The following is a 22135-nucleotide window of genomic DNA, read 5'->3' as shown; positions in this document are numbered from 1 at the left end:
GGTGATTCCGTGGGCGGCGGATAGTGATCGAGCGGGCAACTTGCTTGATCGTGCTATAGCTGGGGAGAAAGTCATGCCTCCCGAACACACGCTAGCCAGGGGGAAATTGACGCCCCCTAAGGGTATCTGCCTCGAATGCCTGCGCAAAGCCATGCGCGAAGGTAACGCGACGCTGGCAGGAGCCTCGGCATGAATGCACTGGACGTCTCGCGAAACGACTGGGAGCAGGCGCTGGCCGCTGGCCATAGCCTGGCCCTGGTGGTGGAGCTTGGCCTGCTATCCTCCGATGCCCGCCAGGCTATTCTGGCCGAGCACAGGCTCTGGCCATTGCTGCATCAGGCCGATATGGAGCATCTACGTTATGAAGGCCCGGCAATGGTCGAGCTAAGCGGCCAACCGTTCAGTGCCTTGCAAGAGCAATACGAACGGCTCGCACCCACTGCACGGCATGGCTGGCTGAGCAGCCGCCTGGACATGCTGCAGTTGCAGCAACATCTGGGCGACGCCCTCGCCTGCCGCGACATCGATGGCGACACGCTGCTGATACGCAGCTATGCGCACAATGTACTGCCCGTCCTTCATGCGCGCCAGGAACAACCCTGGCACGCCTGGCTGTTCGGGCCTATCGAACACTGGTGGCTACCGAGCGCCCAGGGCTGGCAGCGTTTCGAGGGTCTGGCGCAAGGTCGCGTGCCTGCCTATCAGCCCATCGAACTCGACCAGGCGCTGGTCGAGGCGCTGGGCGTCGATCTGCATGCTCAGGCGCTGGTGACCGAGTTGCAACAGCATGCCCCGCAGGTATTTCTCAGCGATTGTCATGGCGAGCGCCTTAACCAGGTCAGCCAGGCACTGTCGCATGCGCGCGAGGCGGGCTTGAGCCAGCAGTCGGATCAATCCTTCCACGCGCTCTACAGCCTGATGAGTGGCCAATCGTTAAGCCAGCGCCCCGATTGGCCATTGATGCTGCAGCGCGTGGAGCATGAGGGGCTGGCCCTCGCCAACGCGCTCGCCGAGCGGAACGAACAGGGATGAAGTGGGCGCCATCATCGCCACACAAAAGCTTGATCGGTTTTTTGCTAGTGGGGGCGTTACTGCTGGTTTATATGGCCTGGGCTTACCAGCAAATGCCTGGAGCCATTCTGTATGGACACAACCATACGGATCGCCCTGTCTTCAGCTATTTCGTTAACGAGGCCTGGGGTGGCAATGGTGGGGCAGTATGCTGCACGCGTATCGAAGGCGATGTGCTGACAGTGCAATGGATCAAGGGACGCACCGGGGAACAGGTTCGCCAGGGCGTTGAAAAGGAGACCATCACCCGGCAAGTGCCCAACCCACCGCGCACCCGGCAAGACAAGTACCTGCATGTGCATTTCTTTCCGGGGGATCAGGTTCGTCTGTTCTGGAGCCCCAATCTGGACAGTCCTTACGAAAACCTCAAGGAAGCCCCCGAACAGGAGGTTGCAAATGGATCCCATTGATAAAGGGCTCCGCCGTTGGCGGGCCTTGCCGACCTCGGCCAGATCACTGATCAAACTGCTGTTGCCGGTAGCGCTAGTGCTCGCCTACGTAGCCTGGGCTTACACCCGTATGCCCGGCGCAATCTTGTATGGACACAATCATACGGATCGACCTGTCTTCAGCTACGCCGTCAATGAGGCCTGGGGCGGCAATGCATTTGCTTATGGTGGAGGGAAGGCGACATGCTGCACCCGTATCGAAGGCGATGTGCTGACCGTGCAGTGGATCAAGGGACGCACCGGGGAACAGGTTCGCCAAGGCGTTGAAAAAGAGACCATCACCCAACAAGTGCCCAACCCGCCCCGCACCAGGCAAGACAAGTACCTGCATGTGCATTTCTTTCCGGGGGATCAGGTTCGTCTGTTCTGGAGCCCCAATCTGGACAGTCCTTTCGAAAACCTCAAGGAAGCACCCGAACAGGAGGTTGCAAATGGATCCCATTGATAAAGGGCTCCGCCATTGGCGTGCCTTGCCGGCCTCGGCCAGATCGCTGATCAAACTGCTGCTGCCGGTAGTGCTAGTGCTCGCCTACGTGGCCTGGGCTTACACCCGTATGCCCGGTGCCATTCTGTACGTACACAACCACACCGACCGCCCCATCTTCAGCTACGCCGTCAACGAAGCCTGGGGTGGAAATGCATTTGCTTATGGTGGAGGGAAGGCAACGTGCTGCACACGCATCGAAGGCGATGTGCTGACCGTGCAATGGATCAAGAGCACCACCCAAGCTCAGTACGATGCTGGGCTGCGTGAGGAAACCATCACCCGACAAGTGTCCAGCCCGCCTCGTACCCGGCAAGACAAGTACCTGCATGTGCACTTCTTTCCCGGTGATCAGATTCGTCTGTTCTGGAGCCCCAATCTGGACAGCCCTTATGAAAATCTCAAGGAAGCCCCCAAGGAAGGTAGTACGCCATGAGCAACACCATTGCCGAACAAGCTGCGGCCATGTCAGCACGCTGCAACCCTGCGCAACGCAGCTCGCATATCGCACCCTGTGAACACACCTTGAGAGTCGGTTTTTTCTTCGACGGTTTCGGGCGGCACCGCATCAAGGATATGCAAACGGGGCGGGTCAGCAATATTGGCAAGCTGTTTCTTGCTCACCCGGATAGGCAAGAAGATGGGGCCCAATTTAGCTATAGGGCCTTCTACGCATCGGGCCTGGGCGAGGACTTTTCCGCCGACCTGAACCTGTCAGCGACGAGTGCCCTGACCAGCTTCGAGTCGACGGCCAGCGATATACCGGCCGGTGTGGTCGAGGATCAAGCCATCGAAGCGGCCAAGGACGTCCTCGATGCCAGACGCAACTGGTGGGAACGCATCAGCCGAGACCTCAAGGCCTTGCTGCAAAAGCCCGTCAAGGCGGGGAAATTGCTCAAGGGGGCTTTAATCGATGCCAGCGTCGAGCTATTGGCTCCTGTGCGTGATAACCCCTTCGTCGCCGAGTTATTGAAGACCGGTGCTGATACGCGTATCGAGGGCGCTATTGATTTCCTCAGTGACGAAATACGCAAGATCGAGGCACAAACCGGTCGCCCCCTTCTCAAACGGATCGAATTGACCGTCTATGGCTTCGATTACGGCGCCACGTTGGCACGCGCCTTCCTGCATGAGCTGCTAAGCCGTGAGCCGCAGCCTGGCGACGGCACTTACAGCTATCAGGGCAAGACGCTGACTATCCTCTTTGCTGGGTTGTTCGATGGCGTCGACCGCAGCCATGTCGACCTTCCTTACCTGCCCTTGCCCGTACGCACCGTGCTGGACGATGGCGGCCCCTTGCCCGAGCACGTCAAGCAGGCGTTGCATCTGGTGGCGGCCCATGAACGTCGCTTCTACCGCCGTGCTCGCCTGCTTGGCAGCAGCAAGGCCAACTGGCGAGAGAAATGGATGCCCGGCGTAAGTGAGGATATCGGCGGCAGCCTGCTTGCCGGGGAGCAGAAGCCCAGTGCCGAACTGGCGCTGGTGAGCCTGCATGAGATGTATCGCGCCGCGCGCAGGGCGGGGGCGCCATTTCCTGCACTCGATGAGCTGCCAACGATAGATCGAAAGCTGGCCTCTCTCTTTATCTTCAACGATCACTTCGAGCAGGCCAGCGCCAAAGGACTGAGCCGCCATTACGAGCGCGAGGCGCAAGCCAGCATCGCCGAGTTGAAGGGCGTCCAGCCCTTCTATGCCGTCGCCCCCATGCGCCCGCAGGAGTTGCTCTTCGCCGCTCATATGCGCCTGTACATCCGCTGGCTGGCCGCGCTGTGGAGGCCCTACCAGGAACGCCTGCGACAACTGGCAGAAGAGGAGGACCACCTGCATGCCAGCGAGCTCGGCAGCATGAGCGGCATGCTCGGCATCTCCCGCGAGAGTGCAGCGCAACGTGATGACCGTACACAGCGCCTGCAAGCCATCACCGACGAGCGCGCCAAGCTACGGGATGACTTCGGCTGGCTGGAAGAGGTCGACGAAGAGGCCAATGACATGCGCCTGGCACTAAGAAATCCCACGCAGGAGTGGCGGGCAGCGGGCACGCGGGAGCAAGCCGATATCTGGCTGGTATTACTGTCGGAATGGTTCAACAAGAACCCCAGGGAAGTCAGTGAGCACATGCACCGCCTCTTTGGGCACTTCGTCCATGACCGCCTCGTTTTCAGCACTGTGCAGCGCTCGGCACAGCAATTTCAGGGGCAGCGCTTCTTTGCGTTGCGTGGGTTCGATGTGGCTTCGTGATCGCGACGGCTCGCCGCCCTAGGTTGCTGGCCTAGGCGGCGAGGATATGGGGTAGAACCACTGCGGCCTTCGCTGACCTCGCCAAACTTACGGTCGAAATGAATAAAGAAGATGCCTACTGGAGCGGCAACCACTGGGCGCGCCTGGGTCACGACGGTGCCGTACTTGGCCTGATGGCCTCCCAGACCGGTTTGGGTGGCTACGCCACCTATATGGCCCTGACCAATCGCTGGACAATTGGCGAGGCAATCAAATGGTTCAGCCTGCGTATCGTGCCGGTGAACTGGTTGATCCTGATCGTCGAAGCCTTGTACCTGGCCTGGAACTACTTCAAGGACAGCGAGCTGCAGCAGTTCCTCGAACAATGCTGCTGGGGCAATGCGCGGCGCTGGGATGACAGCACCGAACAGGCCAGCGCCGAGCTGCAAACCCTGATCGATCTGCTGTTCAAGCCCCGGCTGCAAGCCACAGGGCTCATGACCAGCCGCCACTCGGGCGGCAGCGACCACAGTATCGTCATCGGCAGCAAAACCGACAGTCTGCAACTCTACCTGCCCGGCGCCGACCCAAGCCGCACCCAGCTACACCTGCGTCTGGCGGCTATCAACGCCGCTGGCACGCCTACTGACTGCACTCGCCAATGGCTGGCCGCTGTGCAAAGTCAGTGGCTGCCCATCCACCAGGGCATGGGCCTGTGCCTGAGCGGCAAGCTGCCGGCACAGCCGGAGGGGGGCCACTGGCAGTTGCAGGTGATCTACCACAGCCCCCTGGCCATGCTGACCGGCACCCTCAGCCCCCACCAACTGGTGGTCGGTGGCAATCAGGGCATGCGCTATCAGCCTCCAGGATCTGGCCAAACAGAAAGCCAGCGGAATCCCCGAGATACTCAAAGAAATGAAGGCGTTACCGAAATCCCTGGCCAAGCAAGCCGACGAGGATCGCGCCTTCAGTGATTGGTTGAAGCTAGAGGGAGCACATCCAATCAAGGAGAAGGGACCCTGGTTCGATGAGGACGGTCTGTTTCTGCCAGATGAGTTTTTCGCGGTTCTGAAGAGCAAAGGGCTCGAGGTCGAGAGCCTGAAAACAGAGGACAAAAGGCAGCGCTGGGGGGCGACCCTTAAGGCGATGATCTTCGAAGATCGGCAGCTGCGGAATCTCATGCTGTTCGACAACAGCCCGCAAGCTCAACTTGTACGCTGCCTGTTGCCCGCCGGAAGCAATATGCAAACGGAGCTCAAGGTTGAAGGACCGCAATGGCACAAGGGGCCCCAGGCCTTTCAAGCCAAGGCCCATCTAGATGTTGCCGCGTGGCGTGGCGAGGTCAGCTTGTTTCAGTTCGAGCTGCCGGATCGGAGCAAGGCCAAACCCATAGCGCCTAGCTATAAGGCCTACGACGGTAGCACCCGTACGTTCGACTTCGGCAAGCTGTCGCTTTGCCTGAGCGCCAAGGCCTGGGGCTTTGCCGGAGCCAGTCTGCTGCTTGCCCGCGACCTGACCTTAGATCAGAAAACGGGTTTCACCAGTATCGCCGGGTATGACAGTGCCACGAAGACGGGCGATTTGGCCAAGTTCGATCGTTCATCGGTGCCCAAGCAGGGTGCAAACTCACTGGCCAGCTCGATTGGTGCCCGCCGCCCAGTACGCTGCCTCCAGCCCCGGTGCCCAACCGCATCCCCATCAATGGCTGGAGAACCCTGGCCAAGTTGGATATGGAACTGGTGGCCGCCGTGGGTGGGGGCGTGTCGGGTAAGGTGCGGTTGCAACTGAACAAGGGGCGTTTCCTTCTGTCCATCCAGGGCTCCTTGGTCTGGGGAGCCGGCTTCAAGGGCTACATGACCTTCGAAGTGGGCTACGAGAGTGTGGTCGCCTTGTTGGAGCTGATACGCAAGGAGCTTCTGGCCAACAATAACGAAGATCCTGCATGGATCGACGGAGAAGCCATGGCCTACGTGAGGATGCTCTCTTTATTCGGTGCCCTTGCCATGGATGTGCCCTTCATCTATGCGCGTCGCTACGCCTTTGCCAAGGAGCTGTATGACAAGCTGACTGATGGTGGGCGAGGTGCAGGGATTGCAAATACGCTTGTGATGGATAAGAACCAGGAAGTGATGCGCAACTGGGTTATCAATCTTCAGCCCAATGCATTTGGGCCTCTACTGATGGCGTTGAGTAGCGCCCCTGGTTTCTTATCTGACAAAGAGCACCTGTTACAGCAGCAAGCCATCGAGCGTTGCTTGGGCTGGATAGAGCCGCAACCGGATGCTGCTCAACGTTTCGAGGATGCAGTGATCCGCATGAACCGTGATGGGGCAAGGCCACCTAATGCCGGGCAAGCATACTGCGAAAATCGACTACGACTGGATTCGTTTATGAGTGAAAAAGTATCGGGGCTGGTAGGTGCCAACAACCAGATGCGCGCGAGGTATCTTCAGCGTGTTGAGAGGCTTGGAGGTCGGTTGTTTGGCTATTGCGAATATCGTACCGAGCCTTTCGGTCCAGCTTTGGGTGGGGCTGAAACGATAAAAATTTCTTACAAGGGGCCAACCATTGATTAAGTGTTTTGCGGTCGGAGTGATTCTTTGGCTAGCGTCTAGTACGGTATTTGCACAACTTACTCCTGAGCAAACTGCTGCGAGAACTAAGGGGCTTGCTCTTTATCAGCAAAGCGATTGGTATGATTCACAACCTTTGTTGAAAATTGCTGCCGAGGCTGGAGATAGTACTGCACAGTACTATTTAGGAGAGGCGATTCGTCTCAGCAAACGCTATACAACCCCAGAGGCACGCAGATGGTACGAGGCGTCAGCTAAGCAGGGGGATCTTTTTGCCATGCTCCGCCTAGGGGATAGCGGTGATCTCTGCCATACCTTCGGTACTTGTGTGGAGGGTGGTCTTGCGTGGCGTGATAAAGCACTGAGTCTTGCCTATGAACGAGCCGAAAAGGGCGATACCGAAGCCATGCGTGTTTTGTACCACGCAGAAGAAGGCTTGGCATGGCTGGAGAAAGCTGCAGATGCAGGGGATACCGATGCACAGCAACTTTTGGGCAGCTTCTATAAAGCAGGAGGAGGTTGGTTCCTAACGACCGGTAATCGTAATAAGGCCGTCGAAAGGTACTTCAGGGCTTCCGCTGAGGGCGGTAACCCTGTGGGAATGATGCTCTATGCTAACTACCTATTCGAGAATGACGGGAGCAAGAAGGAAATACGTCATTGGGTAAAGACGGCTGCTGAAGCGGGCTATATCGATGCAGTCAGTACATACGCATCTAACATCGCACACTTCCCAAATGACTTGGACTTTCCAGAAAATTTAGTTGCAGGTTATGGCTTGACCTATTTGTTATCTCAGCTTCAAGGTGGAGGAGTTGCACCTGAGGATGGACGAAGAAATCTTCCGGAGCTGGCTAAAAGGATGACGCTAGCGCAAATTAAAGAGGCAGAGGTGTTCGCAGAAGAATGGACGAAGGCCCATCCGCCTCTTTCCTACTTTGTTCCTGTGTATGGGCATTAGCGTTGGCAACGACACGGGGGGCTCTGTCTAATTTTCTTTGCCACGCATGTCGTCTGCGGTGGCGCTCTTGTACAGCCATGCTTGAGCAAGAATTCGCCAGGGCTCAAGGGTTAGAACTCTATAATCAGCAGATGGGAGTTTCTGCGGTTGATCCCTTGCATATTGCGGCGGAGGCAGGTGATAAAACAGCGCAGTACTGCTTGGGGAAAACACTCCGTTTGAACAATATATTCATGCCCCCCGAAGCGTAAAAATCGTGCGCGGCGACAGTTAAGCAAGGGGGCTTTTCGTCATGCTCTACCTATAGGATAAGGTGACACGGAAACATCCGTGTTTTGCACCTCACCGAAAAAAGCTTGGCATGGCTGGAGAAGGCTGCGAAACATTGGATACCGATGCACACTACCTATTCGAGAACGACGGAAGCCAAAAGGAAATCAGCAACCGCCTCTCGCCCTACTCACCGCGCCTAGCTTGAACCGGCGGATTGCACTGCAGCATCATCCAGACGGCTTCGCAGATAGGCTTTCGGCGACAGCCCGGTATGCCGCTTGAAGCAGGTGTAGAACGCCGACAGCGAGTTGAAGCCCGCCGCAAAGGCCAGTTCGTCGATGCGTTTGAGGTCGCTGCCGGTCTGCAACCCGTCGAGCAGGTATTGCAGGCGGGCGCGGTTGACGTAGCGGTAGAAGCTTTCGCCGAGCACCTGGTTGAGCAAATGGGAAATCTGGTTGCGGCTATAGCCGGTGGCGGCCGCCACCTGTTGCAGGTCCAGCTCGGGGTCGAGAAACGGCTGGCTGCTCTGGAAGTACTCCTGCAGGTCCTGCGCCAGTTGCCCGAGCTGACGAGTCGACAGGCCCAGGCGACTGATCGCGGGCCGTGAAGCACCACCCTCACCCGCCCCGCGCGCCTCACGCACCAGGGTCGCGTATTCGTTGATGCGCCAGATCAGGCCGTCGCGCACGGTAATGGCCTCGCCCGTGCGGAATGACACCAGCCCTTCCCCACCCTGCAAGCTGGTGCAGTACTGAATGAACGCGGTATGGCCGTCGATACGGATGCGATCGACATGCTCCAGCAGCTCGCCCGGACGGCGCGGCAGGTTGTTTTCCACGTATTCACGCAGGTCCGCCAGGCGCATGCAGCGCTGCTGATAGAAGTCGTTGTATTCGATGTCCGGGTGGTACAGGGCCATCACCGCCTCGAGGTCACGGTGCTTCCAGCTCAGGTGGTAGCGCAGGATGGTCTCGCGGGTGCGCTCGGTCTGCGCGGCATCGTCGGGGAAGAGGTTCTCGGGCATGGTCGGTATCGGTTATCGGCGCCCTGTCAGATTGCCTGATTCGCTCGAGTCAGCCTAGGCCGGTGTGCCGATTCGCCAGCAGCGGACTATGCTTGCTGCAGCGACGGAGAGGCTGACCATGAACGATCAGGAGAAAGACCCCGAACAGGCACCGCTGACGTTTCGGGAAATGTTGCAGAGCGTGCTGGCTGCCGCGCTCGGCGTGCAGAGCGGCAAGAACCGCAGCCGCGACTTCAGCCGTGGCAAGCCCGGCCACTTCATCATGCTGGGCGTGCTGTTCACCGTACTGTTCGTCGTCATCCTGCTGGCGACAGTGAAGCTGATCCTGCACCTGGCAGTCGGCTGATCAGTCCAGCAGGCGGGCAACCGAACAGTCGTAGCGCTGCTGTTTCGGCTGCAGCTCGCTGCTGAAGCGCCGGAAATCCATGCCGATCTCGGCGCGAGACAGGCGCTCGAGCAGCGTCCGCGCCTGCGCCCGGTCGATCAGCCGCAGCAGATGCGCCACCTGGTCCTTGCCACCACGCTCGATGAAGTCGAAGCCCCTGGCGTGATCGTTGAGCATCACCAGCGCGCAGGCGCCAAGAAGAAAGTGCCCTGCCGCCAGCACCTCGATCCGACCATCGATGCGCGCCTGCAGCGCCCGCTCGGAGTTGTTCAGGGCGGCATAGCGCAGTGCCCTGCCCAGCTCTCCGGCTGCGCGCATGACGCCGAAGGCCATTTCATCGTTGGCGGCCCAGATCAGGCTCACGTCAGGATAACGAGGCAGCAGGCTGGCCGCCTGCTCGTAGGCGCGCTGCTGTTGCCATTCACCATGCACGGCCTGCACCAGGCGCACGTGCGGCGCCTCGGCCAGTGCGCGATGCAGCCCGGCCAGGCGCAACTCGGAAGACGGCGTCTGCTTGACCCCGGAAAAGGCCAGCAACTCGGCCGGCCGCCCCTCGCTCAGGGCGATCAGCTCCCGCCCCATCAGGTAACCCGCTTCCTCGTCATTGGGCACCAGGCTCCCCAGCCAGTTGCCGTGGCGCTCGCGGCTGCCGCCGACCAGCGCCTGCTGCTCCGGAGTCAGGGTGCTGTGCAGGGCGAACAGCTGGATATCGCTGCCTTCGAGCAGGCGCAACAGCGCGGGGGCCTGGAACTGTTCGTTGGTGAAGATCAGGTAATCGGGGTGATCCCCCCGCAGGACTTCATGAGCGTTGCCCAGCATGCGCGCCGGGTCGCGCTCACCGTAGAGCACTCTCAGCTCGAGGCCGAGGTCGTGCGCAGCATCCTGCATGTAGCGGGAATACTCGCGCCAGAACGGCTCATCGGAATGCCCCGGATTGAGGAACACGACGGAGGGCGCTCGCACCTGCGCCAGCGCCTGCACGCCGCACAGCACCAGCCATAGCCCCATCATCCACTTGATCACAGCGCGTCTCCGGAAAAACATCGGGGCGCAGTATAGGGCTCCAGTGGCAAAAGGCCGACCGCTGATGCGTGTCGGCCCCGATCCTTACTGTCCGCTGACCCAGAAGATCGCTGTACCGACCGCGATCAGGATCAGGCTGAAGATTGCCCAGGCATCGATGACGCTGTCGGCATTCTCGACTTCGCTGTGCTCGCTCATGGCTCCCCCTCTTCTTGTGCTTGTGGGTACCGCACAGTGCATTTAAGACCAGCCTTGCGGTTCGCTCAAACCTTCTGGTTATGCTCTGGGCTCGTCTTATTCCTTAAAGTCAGGTTTATATATTCAAACATCACTTTTACGCATAAACCTGAGCTGGTATCGTGCCCCGGCTCCTCGGGGAGTGCGCGGCCGTGCGCGCTGATTGGCAGTAAGTAGCCTGAAAACAGGACCCTTCATGTACGTATATGACCAGTACGATCAACAGATCGTCGAGGATCGCGTCAAGCAGTTCCGCGATCAAACCCGCCGCTACCTCGCCGGAGAGCTGAGCGGCGAGGAATTCCGCCCGCTGCGCCTGCAGAATGGCCTGTATATCCAGCGTTTCGCGCCCATGCTGCGTGTCGCGGTGCCTTACGGCCTGCTGTCGTCTGCCCAGGTTCGCGTACTGGCGCGCATCGCCCGCGACTACGACAAGGGTTACGCGCACATCAGTACCCGGCAGAACGTGCAGTACAACTGGCCGGAGCTGGAAGACGTACCGGAGATCCTTGCCGAGCTGGCCACCGTGCAGATGCACGCGATCCAGACCAGCGGCAACTGCATCCGCAACACCACCACCGACCAGTTCGCCGGCGTGGCCAAGGATGAAGTGGTCGATCCGCGCCCCTGGTGCGAGATCATCCGTCAGTGGTCGACCTTCCACCCCGAGTTCAGCCACCTGCCGCGCAAGTTCAAGATCGCCGTCAACGGTGCCGTCAGCGACCGCGCGGCCATCGAAGTGCACGACATCGGCCTGGAAGCGGTGAGGAACGACGACGGCGAGCTGGGCTTCCGTGTATCCGTCGGCGGCGGCCTGGGCCGTACCCCGATCGTCGGCAGCTTCATCAACGAGTTCCTGCCGTGGCAACACCTGATTTCCTATCTCGATGCCATCCTGCGCGTGTACAACCGCTATGGCCGTCGTGACAACAAGTACAAGGCGCGCATCAAGATCCTGGTCAAGGCGCTGACCCCCGAAGTCTTCGCCGAGCGCGTCGACGCCGAGTGGGCGCACCTGAAGGATGGCCCGATGACGCTGACCGACGCCGAAGTCGCACGCGTTGCCGCGCACTTCGTCGACCCGGCCTATCAGGCCCTGCAGGACGAAGACGCCCTGCTCGCCCAGCAAGATGCCGAACACCCCGGTTTCGCCCGCTGGCGCCAGCGCAACACCTTCGCCCACAAGAAGCCGGGCTACGTGGCCGTGACCCTGTCGCTCAAGCCCACCGGCGTGGCGCCGGGCGACGTCACCGACAAGCAGCTCGACGCCATCGCCGACCTGGCCGATCGCTACTGCTTCGGTGAAGTGCGCAACAGCCACAACCAGAACATCATCCTTGCCGACGTCGAACAGCGTCAGCTGTTCACCCTGTGGGGCGAGCTGCGTGAACAGGGTTTCGCCACGCCGAACGTGGGTCTGCTGACCGACATCATCTGCTGCCCCGGCGGCGATTTCTGCTCGCTGGCCAACGCCAAGTCGATCCCGGTGGCCGAAGCCATCCAGCGCCGCTTCGACGATCTCGACTACCTGTTCGACATCGGCGACATCGACCTGAACATCTCCGGTTGCATGAACGCCTGTGGTCACCACCATGTCGGCCATATCGGCATTCTCGGCGTGGACAAGAAAGGCCAGGAGTTCTACCAGGTGTCGCTCGGCGGCAACGCCGGCCGTGATGCCAGCCTGGCGCAGATTCTCGGCCCGTCCTTCGCCCAGGACGACATGCCGGACGTGGTCGACAAGATCATCAAGGTCTACGTCGAGCAACGCACCGAAGAAGAAAGCTTCCTCGATACCTACCGCCGCATCGGTATCGACCCGTTCAAGGAGCGCGTCTATGCAGCGAATCATTAAGAACGACCAGGTCATCGACGAGACCTGGCACCTGCTGGCCAAGGACGTGACCCTGGATGCCATCCCCAATTGCGACGACGTCATCGTGCCGCTGGCGCTGTGGGTCGAGCATGGTCATGCGCTGAAAGCCCGCGATGGCGGCCTGGGCGTGTGGCTGGAGGCCGGCGAGGAAATCGAAGAGATCGCCGACGACCTGGCGCACTTCCAGGTCATCGCCCTGAACTTCCCCGCCTTCACCGACGGCCGCCACTCCTCCACCGCTTACCTGCTGCGCACCCGCTATGGCTACAAGGGTGAAGTGCGTGCCATCGGCGACATCCTCCGCGACCAGCTGTTCGCCCTGCGCCGCGTCGGCTTCGATGCCTTCGCCCTGCGTGCCGACAAGGACCCGGTCGATGCGCTGAAAGCCTTCGAGGACTACAGCGAGGTCTATCAGGCCTCGGCCGACCAGCCGCAGCCGCTGTTCCGCCGCCGCGCCTGAGCGCACCGACGAAAAACGCCCCGACTGGTTCGGGGCGTTTTCGTTTCCGGGCTACCGCCTGTGCAATCCATTCGAACCGTCACCTCCCCGCGCAGTCGGACTCATTGAGCCCATCGCTTGAGGAGACACTGCCATGACGCACAATTGGGATCTGGTCGAACGCCTGCTGCATGAGGCGCAGAACTGCGCCGGCAAACCCTTCGCCCCGCGCCAGTACGCACAAGACCTGGCCGATGAGCAGGGCCTGGCTGCAACAGTCGGCCTTGACCACCTGCGCGCCCAGGCGACCCGCTACGAAGCGCGTCTGCTGGAAAACGGCTTCATCGAGCCGCGTCCGGAGAGCGAAGGCGGCAATGGCGAGAACTTCGTCCTGACCGGGCGCGGCACACAGCTGCTGAGCATGCTCGACAGCAGCATTCCCGGCAGCGAGCATCCGCGAGAAGTACTCGACGAAGCCGGTGAAGCCGCGTTCACCCCCGAGGTCTTCGAACGCCTCGCCACCAAGGCCACACGCGGCGAAACCGCCCGCCGCTAGGACGACCCGAGGTACACAAACGAAAACGCCGCATCCCGGAATGGGATGCGGCGTTTCATGGCGCTCGAAACCGGGCGGCAAGCCCGTCCCGAATCAGTCCTCGCGGTAGCGACGCAGCTTCAGCGCCTTGCCGGCCACGCGGGTGTCCTTGAGCTTGCCGAGCAGGCGATCCAGGCCCTCTTCCGGCAGTTCGACCAGGCTGAAGGTTTCGCGGATCTGGATACGGCCGATGGCTTCACGGGCCAGACCGCCCTCGTTGAGGATCGCGCCCAGCAGGTTCTTGGCGGCGATGCCGTCACGGTTGCCCAGTGCGGTACGGCAACGCACGCGACCCTCGGCCAGCGGCATCGGCGCACGACGCTCGCGGTATTCGCCACGCTCGCCACCGCGATCGGTATCGCGCTCACGGCGCTCGCGCGGTGCGCCCACACCCGGCACCAGCGGCTGTTCACGCTCGACACTGGCCAGATCCAAGGCCTGGCCATTGGTAGCCTTCTTCAGCAGCGCGGCCGCCAGGGCACGCGGGCTGCAGCCGATATCGGCGGTCAGGCGGTCGAGCAGATCGCCATGGCTGGCCTCGGCATCGGCAACCAGCGGAGCCAGGCTGGCGGTCAGCTTCTTGATGCGGGCATCCAGCACCTGCTGCGGGTTGGGCAGCTTGACCTCGCCGACCTTCTGCCCGGTGACACGCTCGATCACCTGCAGCATGCGGCGCTCGCGCGGCGTGACCAGCAGCAGCGCACGGCCATCGCGGCCAGCACGGCCGGTACGGCCGATGCGGTGCACGTAGGATTCCGGGTCGTACGGCATATCGACGTTGAACACGTGGGTGATGCGCGGTACGTCGATACCACGCGCCGCCACGTCGGTGGCGACGACGATGTCCAGGCGACCGTCCTTGAGCGAGTCGATCACGCGCTCACGCTGTGCCTGGGCGATATCGCCGTTCAGTGCAGCGGCCTTGAAACCCTTGGCTTCCAGCGCTGCGGCCAGGTCCAGGGTGGCCTGCTTGGTACGCACGAAGGCGATCAGCGCGTCGAATTCTTCGACCTCCAGCAGGCGCAGCACGGCGTTGGTCTTCTGATCGGCGTGGATCATCAGGTGCGCCTGCTCGATACGCGAGACGGTCTGGGTCTTGGCCGCGATCTTGATGTGCTGCGGCTCGCGCAGGTGCTTCTCGGCGATGGCGCGGATCGAGTGCGGCAGCGTGGCGGAGAACAGTACGCTCTGGCGGCTTTCCGGCATGGCTTCGAAGATGATCTCCAGATCGTCCATGAAGCCCAGCTTGAGCATCTCGTCGGCTTCGTCGAGGACCAGGTGCTGAATGGTGGACAGCACTTTCTCGTCACGACGCAGGTGGTCGACCAGACGGCCCGGGGTGGCGACGATGACCTGCGCGCCCTGGCGAATGGCCTTGAGCTGCGGGCCCATCGGCGCGCCACCGTAGACGGCGACGACGTTCACGCCCGGCATCTGCTTGGAGTAGGTTTCGAAGGCGGTGGCCACCTGCAGGGCCAGCTCGCGGGTCGGCGCCAGGATCAGCACCTGCGGCTCACGCTTGGCCGGGTCGATCTTGGACAGCAGCGGCAGTGCGAATGCGGCCGTCTTGCCGGTACCGGTCTGCGCCTGGCCGATCATGTCGTGGCCCGCAAGGATCACCGGAATGGCCTGCGCCTGGATCGGCGAAGGCTCTTCGTAACCGACGGCGGTCAGAGCGGCGAGAATATGGGGATGAAGTCCGAGCGCGGCGAAGCCGCCGGTTTCCTGGGTCATGGGTCTGCCTCAAGTGCATCCGCAAAGACCCATGTTCCAAAGCTGCGCATGCCGTGCAAGACCTTGTGGGTCACCCTGGCAGCCTGGTTCGGCGGGGATTTGCGAAAACGTGATGAAAGTGAATCGTCAAGGATAGTCCGCAGCGGGACTGGCTGCCGGAGTCGAGCCCCGGGCGAATTGCACTACCTGAACGTGGCCGGAAATTTGGCCGGCGCGCACTATACCGGAAAATCCTGACCCGGGTGCTGGTTTTTGCGCTTTCTCGGGCAACGAGCCGCTCAACGGTGCATCAGGTAGCCGGGCGCATCGCCTCGATCAGCGGTTGCAGCGAATAGCCCAGGCGCGGTGCCAGTTCACCCGCTCGCGCCTGCAGGCGCCCCATGTTCAGGCGTTGGTCGAGGTCGGCCGGGATCAGCAGCACCACGTTGCCCTCCTTCACCGGGCATTCCCAGTAGTGCCGATGGTAGAGGCCGCGCAACAGCGCCGCCCCCAGGGGCTTGCCGTCGTTGCTGGCCCACTGGTTGATGATCAGCCAGCCGCCGGGATTGAGCTTGGCCTGGCACTGTTCGAGAAAACGCCAGGCCAGGTGCCCGACGCCAGGCCCCTGGTCGGTGTAGAGGTCGAGGAAGATCAGGTCAGCGCTTTCCGCACTGGCGAGCAGGTCGGTGGCGTCGCCGATGCGAATGGTCAGGCGCGGGTCGTCGTCCAGGCCGAGGAACTCCATGGCCAGACGCGGCACGTCGGGGCGCAGTTCGATGGCCTCGACATCCTCCAGCGGCAGGAACTTCAGGCACGCCTGGGTCAGGTTGCCGGCGCCCAGGCCGAGAAACAGCGCGGTCTCCGGCGCGTCGTGGCAAAGCGCGCCAAGCAGCATGGCGCGGGTGTAGTCGTACTCCAGCCAGCTGGGATCACCGACGAATACGCAGCTCTGCTCGATCGCGTCGCCAAACTCGAGAAAACGGTAGGCGCCAATCTGCACCACACGAATCACCCCGAAGGCGTCACGCACCTCGGTCAGCAGCACCTCGTCCTGCAACTGCAATTCTTCGCTCGGCGGCAATCCTGGCATGGCTCCCTCTCCAACAGTGACATCCCGTACCACAAGAGGCGGGCTAACGGCGCCAATTGTCATTGAAGCAGCCGCCCCAGGTCACGCGATAATTCCACCACTTGCGCTGCTACTCATAACAATAACGAGGTTCGCCATGTACGCCATCATAGGCGCCGGCCCCATGGGCCTGTGCACGGCCCGGCATCTGAAGAAACAGGGTATCGACTTCGTCGGCTTCGAGCTGCACAGCGACGTCGGCGGTCTGTGGGACATCGACAATCCGCACAGCACCATGTACCACTCGGCCCACCTGATCTCTTCCAAGGGCACCACCGAGTTCAGCGAATTCCCCATGCGCGCCAATGTTGCGCCCTATCCGCATCACAGTGAGATGCGCCGCTATTTCCGCGACTACGCCGGACACTTCCGCCTCTACGAGCACTACCAGTTCGATACCCGCGTGGTGAAGCTGGAGCGCCTCGCACAGGGCTGGCGACTGACCAGCGAGCGTGACGGCGAACAGCGCGAATGGCACTTCGAGGGCGTGCTGATCGCCAACGGCACCCTGCACACCCCCAACCTGGCGCAACTGCCCGGTGACTTCCAGGGTGAGCTGCTGCACTCGAGCGCCTACAAGCGTGCCGATATCTTCGCCGACAAGCGCGTGCTGGTGGTCGGCTGCGGCAACTCGGCCTGCGACATCGCCGTGGACGCCGTGCACCGTGCCGCCTCGGTGGACCTGTCGGTACGCCGCGGCTATTACTTCCTGCCCAAGTTCATCCTCGGCAAGCCCACCGACACCTTCGGCGGCGCGATCAGGCTGCCGCGCCGCCTCAAGCAGACGATCGACGGCCTGCTGGTGCGCGCCCTGGTGGGCAAACCCTCGCAGTACGGCCTGCCAGATCCCGACTACCGCCTGTACGAATCGCACCCGGTGATGAACTCGCTGGTGCTGCACCATATCGGCCATGGCGATATCCGCCCCCGTGGCGACATCCGCGCAGTGAGCGGCCACTGCGTGACCTTCGTCAACGGCGAGCAGGCGGAGTACGACCTGATCCTGATGGCCACCGGCTATCGGCTGGACTACCCCTTCATCGCCCGCAGCGAATTGAACTGGCCGGAGGATGCCGGCGCGCCACAGCTGTACCTCAACGTCTTTCACCCCGAACACGACGACCTGTTCATGCTCGGTATGGTCGAAGCCTCCGGCCTGGGCTGGCAGGGGCGCGACGAGCAGGCCGAGCTGGTCGCCCTGTACATCCGCCAGCTGCAGGCCGGCAGCCCTGCCGCGCAGGCCCTGCGCCAGACCATCCGCGCCCAGGCCGGCCAACGCCTGGACGGCGGCTACCAGTACCTGCAACTGGAGCGCATGGCCTACTACGTGCACAAGGACAGCTATCGTAGACGCATCGCCGAACACAGCACGGCGCTGCGCCGCGAACTGGCCGGCGACGTCACACCCGCGACACAGGGGGCATGAACGTGGAGCAGGTCAATATCGCTTTCGACCCCAGCAGCCTGGTGCTGATCAACCTTATCGTCGCGCTGATGATGTTCGGCGTCTCGCTCGACCTGCGCGCCGAGGACTTCCGGCGCATTGCCCGAGCCCCCAGGGCGCCGGTGATCGGCCTGCTGGCGCAGTTCCTGTTGCTGCCGGCGCTGACCTGCCTGGCCTGCTGGGCATTGGCCATCCAGCCGGAGCTGGCCCTGGGCATGACGCTGATCGCGGCCTGCCCGGGCGGCAGCTTCTCCAACATCATGACCTGGATGGCCCGTGGCAACGTCGCGCTGTCGGTAAGCATGACCGCAGTGTCCAGCGTCGCAGCCAGTGTCCTGACGCCACTCAACTTTGCCTTCTACGCCTGGCTCAACCCGCACACGCGCCCGCTGCTGACGCAGATCGCCCTCGATCCGCTGAGCCTGCTCCTGCTCGTGCTGCTGGTACTGGGCGTGCCGCTGCTGGCGGGCATGTGGGTCGGCCGGCGTTTCCCGCAACTGACACTGAAGGTGGAGAAGCCGCTGCGACTGATCGCCCTGCTGGTGATGCTGGCGTTCGTGGCACTGGCCTTCAGCCGCAACCTGCAGCAGTTCACGCAACACTTCCACCTGTTCTTCTGGCTGGTGGTGGCACACAACGCGCTGGCGCTGGGCATCGGCTACCTGAGCGCGCGACTGAGCGGCCTGCCGCCCGCCGACCGACGCGCGTTGACCCTCGAAGTCGGCATCCAGAACTCGGCATTGGGCCTGGTGATCATCTTCACCTTCTTCCCGCAGGCCGGCGGCATGCTGCTGATCGCCGCCTTCTGGGGTTGCTGGCACCTGATATCCGGCCTCGGCCTGGCCTGGCTCTGGTCACGCCACCCCCTCCAGCCCGACGCGCTGCTGACGCCGCTGGCCAACCTCGGAGAAAAATGATGCGAGTGGTTCTGATCACCGGCGCCGCCAGCGGCCTCGGCTGGCAGCTTGCGCGCGCCTGCCATGCCCGGGGCGACGCCTTGCTGCTGACCGATATCGACAGCCAGGGCCTCGCCGCGCGTGTCGACACGCTGGGCACCGAGCGCGTCCTCGGCGTACCCGGCGACATCACCGACCCGGCGCTGCATCAGCACCTGCTGGAGGCCTGCCGCCAACGTTTCGGGCGCCTGGATGTACTGTTCAACAATGCCGGCATCACCCACCGCTCACCCACGGTGCGTACCGCGCCGGCGGTGTTTCGCAAGGTCATGGCCGTGGATTATCACGCACCGCTGGAACTGACCCTGGCCGCCCTGCCCCTGCTGCGTGAAAGCCGTGGCCAGGTCGCGGCCATCGGTTCCATGGCCGGCTGGATGCCGGTGCTGGGGCGCGCAGGCTACTGTGCAGCGAAAAGCGCGCTGAGCCAGGCCTTCGAGGTATTGCGCGCCGAGATCGGCCTCGACGGCATCGGCCTGCTGCTGGTCTACCCGAGCTTTCTCGATACCCCCATCGACCGCAATGCGCTGGGTGCAGATGGCCAGCCGGCTCGCCACGCACGCTCGACCATCGGCAACGTGCGCAGCGCCGAGTGGATGGCCGAGGCGATCCTCGTTGCGCTCCACCAGCGCCGCGAACGCCTTTTCCCCGATCGCGGCAGCTGGCTGGCGAGCCTGCTCTGGCGGCTGGCGCCAGCGCTGTATTACCGGCAGATGAGCCGGCGCTTCGCCGGAGAACTGAGGTGATCACGGCGGCCCCCTATGCCCTCGGTGCCTTCATTCTGCTGGCCTACACCCTGGAGGCGATCACCGGCTTCGGCAGCGTGGTCATTGCCCTCTCGCTGGGTGCCCTGCTGCTGCCCATCGAACAGTTGCTGCCGATCCTGGTACCGCTGAACGTCTGCATGACCGGCTACCTGGTGCAGCGCCATCGGCGCCTGATCGACCGGCGCCTGCTGCTTGGCAACATCCTGCCGGGCATGCTCGCCGGCACGTTGCTCGGCTACTGCCTGCTGCCGTACCTGGACGCCCAGCTGCTGAAGACCACGTTTGGCGCGCTGATCCTCTGCTTCGCCGGACGCGAGCTATGGCGCCTGCGCCGGACATACAGGCAGACGCTGCGCCCGACCTGGGCCTCCCGCCTCATCACCCTGTGCGCCGGCGTCAGCCACGGCCTGTTCGCGTCCGGCGGCCCGCTGCTGGTCTACGGCCTGGCCGGCACCGAGCTGGACAAGGCGCGCCTGCGCGCCACGCTGATCAGCGTCTGGTTCACCCTCAACAGCCTGCTCACCCTGGCCTTTCTCTGCGACGGCCGCCTGTTGCCGGCGCTGCCACAGGTGCTGAGCTACGCCCCGCTGCTGCCTCTCGGCGTGTGGCTCGGCGAGCAGCTGCACCGACGCGTCGATGAGCGGCACTTCCGCATCGCCATCCACTTCCTGCTACTGGTCACCGGCCTCTTGCTGCTGGCGCCCTGGAGACTGCCATGAGCTACGACATCATCATCAAGAACGGCCTGTACTTCGACGGCAGCGGCGCCCCCGGCGCACTGCGCCATATCGGCATCAGGGACGGCAAGATCGACGTGCTCGCCCTCAGCCCGCTGAACGAAGACGGTTGCGGCGAAGTGATAGACGCCGAGGGCCACTGGGTCACCCCGGGCTTTCTGGAGATCCACTCGCACTACGATGCCGAAGTCATCGCGGCGCCGGCGCTGAAGGAGTCGGTGCGCCATGGCGTCACCAGCGTGACCATTGGCTCCTGCTCCATCAGCATGGTGCTGGCGGAGGCCGAGGACTGCTCCGACCTGTTCACCCGTGTCGAGGCGGTCCCGCGCGAGTACGTGCTGCCGATCCTGCAGGAGAAGAAGACCTGGCGTGACGCCAGCGGCTATCGCGCCTTTTACGATCAGTTGCCACTGGGGCCGAACGTCAACTCCTTCCTCGGTCACTCCGAGCTGCGCGTGGCGGTGATGGGCCTGCAACGCGCCACCCGCCGGGTGAAGCCGAGCGAAGCCGAACTCGCACGCATGGAACAGCTGCTGGAGGAGGCGCTGGATGCCGGCTGCATCGGCCTGTCGGTGATGACCACCCGCCTGGACAAGATGGACGGCGACCGCGCCTGGTCCAGCCCGCTACCGTCCACCTTCGCCAGCTGGAAGGAATTCTCGCGCCTGTTCGCCGTGCTGCGGCGGCGCGGCGCGGTGCTGCAGGGAGCGCCGAACGCGGTGACCAAGGTTAACGTCTTCGCCTTTCTGTGGCAGGCCCACGGCTGGTTCAGAAAACCGCTGAAATGCACCATGCTCACCGCCCTCGACCTCAAGTCGCAGCCGCTGCTGCATCGTTTCACGCGGCTGTCCGGCTGGCTGGCGAACAGGGTCCTGCGCGGTCACTTCCGCTGGCAGACGCTGCCAGCCCCCTTCACCCTGCGCCTCGAGGGCCTCAACGTGAACGCCTTCGAAGAGTTCGGCGCCGGCGAAGTGCTGCGCGACATCAAGGACCCGGACGAGCTCTATGCCAAGGTCCGGGAGCCGGCGTTCCGCGCGCTGTTCAAGAAGCAGGTCAAGGCGGTGCTGACCAAGGGGCTGTGGCACCGCGACTTCTCCGACTGCTGGGTGAGCGAATGCCCGGACGCCAGCCTGGTGGGCAAGAACTTCAAGCAACTGGGCCAGGCTCGCGGTCTGGACGCGGTAGATGCCTATTTCGAACTGGCCTGCCAGTACCGCGAGGCGCTGAAGTGGACGACCTGCTACGGCAACCAGCGCGAAGCGATCATGCGCCAGCTGCTGGCCAGTCCCTGGACCCACCCCGGCTTCGCCGACTCCGGCGCGCACCTGCGCTCCATCGCCCAGTACAACTTCCCGCTGCGCTTTCTCAAGTACGTGCGTGACGCAGAGCTGGCGGGCGAGCCCTTCATGCCCCTGGGCCAGGCGGTACGCCGCTGTAGCGCCGAGCTGGCCGACTTCATCGGCGTCGATGCCGGCTACCTGCGCGTCGGTGATCGCGCCGACCTGGTGCTGATCAATCCGCAGGGCCTCGACGACAGCCTCGATGCGCTGCACGAGGCGCCCATGGAGGTGCTGGGCCTGCAGCGCGTGGTCAAACGCAACGACGCCGCCGTCGAGCTCACGCTGATCAACGGCCGGATCGCCTATCGCCGTGGCCTGGAGTACCCGCAGGACCTGGGCACGGCGCAGCACTATGGACGCTTCCTGCCGGGGCGCGAGGTGCTGCCGCGAACGTCGCCAGCGCGCGACCTGCAGCCCGCCACGGCGTCATGAGCCGTGGCGCCGT

The 22135-nt window shown here is 62.7% G+C and carries 22 protein-coding genes; 18 read left to right on the top strand and 4 right to left on the bottom strand.

The genetic code is table 11. The features are described 5' to 3' along the window. Positions 1-189 precede the first annotated feature (189 nt). The 9 genes from EPK82_RS21295 to EPK82_RS21255 all read left to right on the top strand — a co-directional run bounded on the left by EPK82_RS21295 (position 190) and on the right by EPK82_RS21255 (position 7755). A complete protein-coding gene (locus tag EPK82_RS21295; RefSeq protein WP_134677931.1) occupies positions 190-1032 on the top strand; it encodes a DUF4123 domain-containing protein in 843 nt (280 codons plus the stop codon). Next, the gene (locus EPK82_RS21290) at positions 1029-1481 is read left to right on the top strand and encodes a DUF3304 domain-containing protein (RefSeq protein WP_134677930.1); all 453 of its coding nucleotides are present in this window, start codon (positions 1029-1031) and stop codon (positions 1479-1481) included. Before EPK82_RS21295 ends, EPK82_RS21290 begins: the two co-directional genes overlap by 4 nt. Next, positions 1468-1965 carry a DUF3304 domain-containing protein gene (locus EPK82_RS21285; RefSeq protein WP_134677929.1) on the top strand — a complete coding sequence of 166 codons (498 nt, stop codon included), beginning with the start codon at positions 1468-1470 and terminating at the stop codon, positions 1963-1965. Before EPK82_RS21290 ends, EPK82_RS21285 begins: the two co-directional genes overlap by 14 nt. After that, positions 1952-2440, top strand: a complete 489-nt coding sequence (locus EPK82_RS21280; protein ID WP_134677928.1) for a DUF3304 domain-containing protein — start codon at positions 1952-1954, stop codon at positions 2438-2440. The genes EPK82_RS21285 and EPK82_RS21280 overlap by 14 nt, the downstream gene beginning before the upstream one ends. Further along, positions 2437-4242, top strand: a complete 1806-nt coding sequence (locus EPK82_RS21275; RefSeq protein WP_244230073.1) for a DUF2235 domain-containing protein — start codon at positions 2437-2439, stop codon at positions 4240-4242. The genes EPK82_RS21280 and EPK82_RS21275 overlap by 4 nt, the downstream gene beginning before the upstream one ends. A gap of 173 nt (positions 4243-4415) precedes the next feature. Then, the gene (locus EPK82_RS21270) at positions 4416-5195 is read left to right on the top strand and encodes a hypothetical protein (RefSeq protein WP_134677927.1); all 780 of its coding nucleotides are present in this window, start codon (positions 4416-4418) and stop codon (positions 5193-5195) included. Beyond that, positions 5137-6009 carry a hypothetical protein gene (locus EPK82_RS21265; protein ID WP_134677926.1) on the top strand — a complete coding sequence of 291 codons (873 nt, stop codon included), beginning with the start codon at positions 5137-5139 and terminating at the stop codon, positions 6007-6009. The genes EPK82_RS21270 and EPK82_RS21265 overlap by 59 nt, the downstream gene beginning before the upstream one ends. Next, positions 5952-6797, top strand: coding sequence for a hypothetical protein (locus tag EPK82_RS21260; RefSeq protein WP_134677925.1), 846 nt, complete (start codon positions 5952-5954; stop codon positions 6795-6797). Before EPK82_RS21265 ends, EPK82_RS21260 begins: the two co-directional genes overlap by 58 nt. Beyond that, positions 6790-7755, top strand: coding sequence for a tetratricopeptide repeat protein (locus EPK82_RS21255; RefSeq protein ID WP_134677924.1), 966 nt, complete (start codon positions 6790-6792; stop codon positions 7753-7755). Before EPK82_RS21260 ends, EPK82_RS21255 begins: the two co-directional genes overlap by 8 nt. Before the next feature lie 469 nt (positions 7756-8224). On the opposite strand, the gene EPK82_RS21250 is transcribed toward EPK82_RS21255, so the two are convergent. After that, complete coding sequence (locus EPK82_RS21250; RefSeq protein ID WP_134677923.1) at positions 8225-9052, bottom strand: AraC family transcriptional regulator; 828 nt, start codon at positions 9050-9052, stop codon at positions 8225-8227. Positions 9053-9170: 118 nt separating this feature from the next. Between EPK82_RS21250 and EPK82_RS21245 the strand changes: the two genes are divergently transcribed. Beyond that, entirely contained in the window at positions 9171-9398 is a 228-nt protein-coding gene (locus tag EPK82_RS21245; protein WP_134677922.1) for a DUF2970 domain-containing protein, read from the top strand. On the opposite strand, the gene EPK82_RS21240 is transcribed toward EPK82_RS21245, so the two are convergent. Further along, complete coding sequence (locus tag EPK82_RS21240; protein WP_244230075.1) at positions 9399-10445, bottom strand: ABC transporter substrate-binding protein; 1047 nt, start codon at positions 10443-10445, stop codon at positions 9399-9401. A gap of 448 nt (positions 10446-10893) precedes the next feature. On the opposite strand from EPK82_RS21240, the gene EPK82_RS21235 reads away from it, so the two are divergent. The 3 genes from EPK82_RS21235 to EPK82_RS21225 all read left to right on the top strand — a co-directional run bounded on the left by EPK82_RS21235 (position 10894) and on the right by EPK82_RS21225 (position 13568). Continuing rightward, positions 10894-12552 (top strand): nitrite/sulfite reductase, encoded by a 1659-nt coding sequence (locus EPK82_RS21235; RefSeq protein ID WP_134677921.1) that lies wholly within the window; start codon positions 10894-10896, stop codon positions 12550-12552. Next, positions 12536-13033 carry a DUF934 domain-containing protein gene (locus tag EPK82_RS21230; RefSeq protein ID WP_047585640.1) on the top strand — a complete coding sequence of 166 codons (498 nt, stop codon included), beginning with the start codon at positions 12536-12538 and terminating at the stop codon, positions 13031-13033. Before EPK82_RS21235 ends, EPK82_RS21230 begins: the two co-directional genes overlap by 17 nt. 133 nt (positions 13034-13166) lie before the next feature. Beyond that, positions 13167-13568, top strand: a complete 402-nt coding sequence (locus tag EPK82_RS21225; protein ID WP_134677920.1) for a transcriptional regulator — start codon at positions 13167-13169, stop codon at positions 13566-13568. Positions 13569-13661: 93 nt separating this feature from the next. Here the strand turns inward: EPK82_RS21225 and EPK82_RS21220 are convergent, their stop codons facing one another. Beyond that, positions 13662-15341, bottom strand: coding sequence for a DEAD/DEAH box helicase (locus tag EPK82_RS21220; protein ID WP_037047565.1), 1680 nt, complete (start codon positions 15339-15341; stop codon positions 13662-13664). A 289-nt stretch (positions 15342-15630) separates the two neighbouring features. Beyond that, entirely contained in the window at positions 15631-16410 is a 780-nt protein-coding gene (locus EPK82_RS21215; RefSeq protein WP_134677919.1) for a spermidine synthase, read from the bottom strand. 136 nt (positions 16411-16546) lie between these two features. On the opposite strand from EPK82_RS21215, the gene EPK82_RS21210 reads away from it, so the two are divergent. Genes EPK82_RS21210 through EPK82_RS21190 form a run of 5 tightly spaced genes read left to right on the top strand, consistent with a single transcriptional unit; the run spans position 16547 to position 22122 of the window. Then, positions 16547-17875, top strand: a complete 1329-nt coding sequence (locus EPK82_RS21210) for a flavin-containing monooxygenase (RefSeq protein WP_134677918.1) — start codon at positions 16547-16549, stop codon at positions 17873-17875. Next, positions 17872-18810 (top strand): bile acid:sodium symporter family protein, encoded by a 939-nt coding sequence (locus EPK82_RS21205; protein WP_134677917.1) that lies wholly within the window; start codon positions 17872-17874, stop codon positions 18808-18810. Before EPK82_RS21210 ends, EPK82_RS21205 begins: the two co-directional genes overlap by 4 nt. Beyond that, positions 18810-19592: an SDR family NAD(P)-dependent oxidoreductase gene (locus tag EPK82_RS21200; protein ID WP_134677916.1), complete on the top strand. Its 783-nt coding sequence runs from the start codon at positions 18810-18812 to the stop codon at positions 19590-19592. Before EPK82_RS21205 ends, EPK82_RS21200 begins: the two co-directional genes overlap by 1 nt. Then, positions 19592-20332 (top strand): sulfite exporter TauE/SafE family protein, encoded by a 741-nt coding sequence (locus tag EPK82_RS21195; protein WP_134677932.1) that lies wholly within the window; start codon positions 19592-19594, stop codon positions 20330-20332. The genes EPK82_RS21200 and EPK82_RS21195 overlap by 1 nt, the downstream gene beginning before the upstream one ends. Continuing rightward, entirely contained in the window at positions 20329-22122 is a 1794-nt protein-coding gene (locus EPK82_RS21190) for an N-acyl-D-amino-acid deacylase family protein (protein WP_134677915.1), read from the top strand. The genes EPK82_RS21195 and EPK82_RS21190 overlap by 4 nt, the downstream gene beginning before the upstream one ends. The last annotated feature ends 13 nt before the right edge of the window (positions 22123-22135 follow it).

The organism is Ectopseudomonas khazarica, assembly GCF_004521985.1.
Taxonomy (GTDB): Bacteria; Pseudomonadota; Gammaproteobacteria; order Pseudomonadales; family Pseudomonadaceae; genus Aquipseudomonas; species Aquipseudomonas khazarica.
Note: the sequence above shows the minus strand (reverse complement) of the source record. Positions and strands in the feature narration are given on the sequence as shown.

Bases quoted from the DNA above. Each gene is read 5' to 3' on its own strand.
- EPK82_RS21295 (WP_134677931.1), top strand. From the start codon at position 190: ATGAATGCACTGGACGTCTCGCGAAACGACTGGGAGCAGGCGCTGGCC.
- EPK82_RS21290 (WP_134677930.1), top strand. From the start codon at position 1,029: ATGAAGTGGGCGCCATCATCGCCACACAAAAGCTTGATCGGTTTTTTG.
- EPK82_RS21285 (WP_134677929.1), top strand. From the start codon at position 1,468: ATGGATCCCATTGATAAAGGGCTCCGCCGTTGGCGGGCCTTGCCGACC.
- EPK82_RS21280 (WP_134677928.1), top strand. From the start codon at position 1,952: ATGGATCCCATTGATAAAGGGCTCCGCCATTGGCGTGCCTTGCCGGCC.
- EPK82_RS21275 (WP_244230073.1), top strand. From the start codon at position 2,437: ATGAGCAACACCATTGCCGAACAAGCTGCGGCCATGTCAGCACGCTGC.
- EPK82_RS21270 (WP_134677927.1), top strand. From the start codon at position 4,416: ATGGCCTCCCAGACCGGTTTGGGTGGCTACGCCACCTATATGGCCCTG.
- EPK82_RS21265 (WP_134677926.1), top strand. From the start codon at position 5,137: ATGAAGGCGTTACCGAAATCCCTGGCCAAGCAAGCCGACGAGGATCGC.
- EPK82_RS21260 (WP_134677925.1), top strand. From the start codon at position 5,952: ATGGAACTGGTGGCCGCCGTGGGTGGGGGCGTGTCGGGTAAGGTGCGG.
- EPK82_RS21250 (WP_134677923.1), bottom strand. From the start codon at position 9,052: ATGCCCGAGAACCTCTTCCCCGACGATGCCGCGCAGACCGAGCGCACC.
- EPK82_RS21245 (WP_134677922.1), top strand. From the start codon at position 9,171: ATGAACGATCAGGAGAAAGACCCCGAACAGGCACCGCTGACGTTTCGG.
- EPK82_RS21240 (WP_244230075.1), bottom strand. From the start codon at position 10,445: ATGGGGCTATGGCTGGTGCTGTGCGGCGTGCAGGCGCTGGCGCAGGTG.
- EPK82_RS21235 (WP_134677921.1), top strand. From the start codon at position 10,894: ATGTACGTATATGACCAGTACGATCAACAGATCGTCGAGGATCGCGTC.
- EPK82_RS21230 (WP_047585640.1), top strand. From the start codon at position 12,536: ATGCAGCGAATCATTAAGAACGACCAGGTCATCGACGAGACCTGGCAC.
- EPK82_RS21225 (WP_134677920.1), top strand. From the start codon at position 13,167: ATGACGCACAATTGGGATCTGGTCGAACGCCTGCTGCATGAGGCGCAG.
- EPK82_RS21220 (WP_037047565.1), bottom strand. From the start codon at position 15,341: ATGACCCAGGAAACCGGCGGCTTCGCCGCGCTCGGACTTCATCCCCAT.
- EPK82_RS21215 (WP_134677919.1), bottom strand. From the start codon at position 16,410: ATGCCAGGATTGCCGCCGAGCGAAGAATTGCAGTTGCAGGACGAGGTG.
- EPK82_RS21210 (WP_134677918.1), top strand. From the start codon at position 16,547: ATGTACGCCATCATAGGCGCCGGCCCCATGGGCCTGTGCACGGCCCGG.
- EPK82_RS21205 (WP_134677917.1), top strand. From the start codon at position 17,872: ATGAACGTGGAGCAGGTCAATATCGCTTTCGACCCCAGCAGCCTGGTG.
- EPK82_RS21200 (WP_134677916.1), top strand. From the start codon at position 18,810: ATGCGAGTGGTTCTGATCACCGGCGCCGCCAGCGGCCTCGGCTGGCAG.
- EPK82_RS21190 (WP_134677915.1), top strand. From the start codon at position 20,329: ATGAGCTACGACATCATCATCAAGAACGGCCTGTACTTCGACGGCAGC.